This window comes from Reyranella soli (assembly GCF_007992495.1).
GTDB lineage: Bacteria > Pseudomonadota > Alphaproteobacteria > Reyranellales > Reyranellaceae > Reyranella > Reyranella soli.
Genome location: NZ_BKAJ01000378.1, coordinates 1 through 955 on the forward strand (window position 1 = coordinate 1; position 955 = coordinate 955).

Consider the following 955-nt stretch of genomic DNA (forward strand, 5'->3'; position numbering starts at 1 on the left):
TTTTTCAGCAAACTGCTAGGCTTGTTGTGCGGATAACGAGGGGGCGTCACATGATCACAAGGGAATGGCTCGCCGCGAGCCTGGGTGCGTCCGCGTTGCTTTGCGTTTCAGTTCCATCGAGCGCGCAATCGGCGTTGCCAAAGGAAGGCAACATCGCCGCAAGGGCATCTATCAGGGCACGCTCAAGTCCGTGTCCATGGGACAAGACCTTGTCCAATGGATTGCTGAAAGCACGGTAGGGTTAGTTTCGGACAAGCCCAAAAGCTTCGGAGACCGTGTAACTGGGCGATGCATAGGGTGCGGTCGGACAGCAAAGGGTAAGGTTGAATTCGAATATGGCACCTGCGAACTTGCTGACCTCGTCGGTGAGAAGTTTTACACGACTTTGTCTCTTGTTTCGGCGAATGCCGGCACGGTTGCGACCAAGCAGACCATAGTTGGCGGTACCGGAAAATATACTGGCGTCACCGGAGGATGGGATGTCGTGCGTCGCTCCCACCGAGGTCCGCCAGAAGGCGTGGTCGTCGGAAGCACAAAACTAACCGGCACTTACAAGCTGCCCTGATACGGCCGCAGATTTCGACCTAGGAGAACGTGGAGGCAAGTATGGCTGTCATGAAAGCTGGGTTTGCTTTTGCATGCGCGTTGCTTTTCATGATCGTCGCTCTTGTGCCAGCACTCGCTCAAGATGCAGACGTCAAGAACCAGTTGGACCAGTTCGTCTCCGCATACGTGAAGAGCTTCAACAAGCAGGATGCGGCCGGTTTAGGTGCGCTGTATGCGACTGGCGGCATCCTCGTCAATCCGACGGGGCCACAGCCGGATCCTGTGAAGTACTACGAGGGCGCATTTAAGGCGGGAATGAATCGCGTAGAGGTTAGTGTCGATCAGGCTTGGCCCTTAGGATCGGACGCGGCACTCGGGATGGGCAAGTACCGGTGACGTTGCCCCTGCT

General features: G+C 56.2%; 2 protein-coding genes. Both read left to right on the top strand.

The window, feature by feature from the left end; translation table 11 throughout:
* The first annotated feature begins 64 nt into the window (after positions 1 to 64).
* Positions 65 to 565: a hypothetical protein gene (locus RSO01_RS46870; protein ID WP_147157493.1), complete on the top strand. Its 501-nt coding sequence runs from the start codon at positions 65 to 67 to the stop codon at positions 563 to 565.
* A gap of 41 nt (positions 566 to 606) precedes the next feature.
* The gene (locus RSO01_RS46875) at positions 607 to 942 is read left to right on the top strand and encodes a Cif family virulence factor (RefSeq protein ID WP_147157494.1); all 336 of its coding nucleotides are present in this window, start codon (positions 607 to 609) and stop codon (positions 940 to 942) included.
* The last annotated feature ends 13 nt before the right edge of the window (positions 943 to 955 follow it).